This window comes from Streptomyces solincola (assembly GCF_002982015.1).
Classification (GTDB): domain Bacteria; phylum Actinomycetota; class Actinomycetes; order Streptomycetales; family Streptomycetaceae; genus Streptomyces; species Streptomyces solincola.
On record NZ_PVLV01000612.1, the window covers coordinates 1 to 1,550 of the forward strand.

The 1,550-nt window shown below is 75.8% G+C and carries 1 protein-coding gene and 1 pseudogene; one reads left to right on the top strand and one right to left on the bottom strand.

Going from position 1 to position 1,550, the window contains the following annotated elements; all coding sequences use genetic code 11:
• The first annotated feature begins 71 nt into the window (after nucleotides 1-71).
• A complete protein-coding gene (locus tag C6N75_RS28185; protein WP_105871684.1) occupies nucleotides 72-1,346 on the top strand; it encodes an MFS transporter in 1,275 nt (424 codons plus the stop codon).
• A 6-nt stretch (nucleotides 1,347-1,352) separates the two neighbouring features.
• Here C6N75_RS28185 and C6N75_RS28190 read toward each other — a convergent pair.
• Nucleotides 1,353-1,550 (bottom strand): annotated as a pseudogene (locus C6N75_RS28190) (hypothetical protein); the annotation flags it as partial.

The following is a 1,550-nucleotide window of genomic DNA, read 5'->3' on the forward strand; positions in this document are numbered from 1 at the left end:
CGTGGCCGGACTCCCCGAGGCACCGACCCGCGCCCCCCCCGCCCCCCCGGCCCCCCGCCGCCCCTGCCCCCCTGCCCCCGCCGCCCCGCCGGCCCCGTGTCCATCTCGCCTGGGGCGTCGCCGCCGTCGCCTTCGTGACGATCATCGGCGCGGCGGGCTTCGCCTCGCTGCCCGGCCTCCTGATCGAGCCGCTGCACGGCGAGTTCGGCTGGTCGCGCGGCACCATCGGCTTCGCCGTCTCGGTCAACCTCGCCCTCTACGGGCTGACCGCGCCGTTCGCCGCCGCGCTGATGGACCGGTTCGGCATCCGCCGCGTGGTCGCCGCCGCCCTCACCGTCATCGCCACCGGCTCCCTGCTCACCGTCTTCATGACGGCCGCCTGGCAACTCGTCCTCTTCTGGGGCGTCCTGGTCGGCCTCGGCAGCGGCTCGATGGCGCTCGCCTTCGCCGCGACCGTCACCGGCCGCTGGTTCACCGCCCGGCGCGGCCTGGTCACCGGCGTCCTCACCGCCGCCGGCGCGTCCGGCCAACTGGTCTTCCTCCCCCTGCTCTCCTGGCTGGTCGAACACCACGGCTGGCGCCCCGCCGCCGTCACCGTCGCCCTGACCGCCCTCACCGTCGTCCCGTTCGTCTGGCTGCTGCTGCGCGACCACCCCGCCGACGTGGGCCTGGCCCCCTACGGCTCCGACACCCTCGTCCCCAAGCCGGCCCCGGTCCCCGGCGCCGCCCGCCGCGCCCTCGCCACACTGTTCCGCGCCGCCCGCACCGGCCCCTTCTGGCTGCTCGCCGGCACCTTCGCGATCTGCGGCGCCACCACCAACGGCCTGGTCAAGACCCACTTCGTGCCCGCCGCCCACGACCACGGCATGCAGGTGACCGCCGCCGCGTCCCTCCTCGCCGTCATCGGCGTCTTCGACATCGTCGGGACCGTCGCCTCCGGCTGGTTCACCGACCGCTTCGACACCCGCCGCCTGCTCGCCGTCTACTACGCCCTGCGCGGCGTCTCGCTCCTCTTCCTCCCCATGCTGCTGGCCCCCGCCGTCCATCCCCCCATGATCTTCTTCATCGTCTTCTACGGCCTGGACTGGGTGGCCACCGTCCCGCCGACCATCGCCCTGTGCCGGGAGCACTACGGCGAGGACGGCGCGATCGTCTTCGGCTGGGTCCTCGCCTCCCACCAGGTCGGCGCGGCGCTCGTCGCCTTCCTCGGCGGCGTCGCCCGCGACGTCTTCGGCAGCTACGACGTCGTCTGGTACGCCTCCGGCGCGCTGTGCGCGGCCGCCGCCCTGATGGCCCTGGTCCTCCGGCGCCCTATGTCGGCCGCCGCGCCCCGACCGGCCGGGTAGCCCGGTTCAGCGCGCGTCCCGCCCCCGCCGGGGCGCGGCCCGGCGCCCCCGCCCCGCCGCCTTCGCCGCCCGCCGGTCCCGCCGTACCGACTCCTTCGCCTCCCGGCGCACGATCCGGGCCGCGATCCTCTCCCCGTCCCGGGCCAGTTCGCGCAGCATCCCGCTGATGGGGTTGGTGTAGCCGGTGAAGTACAGCCCCGGCAC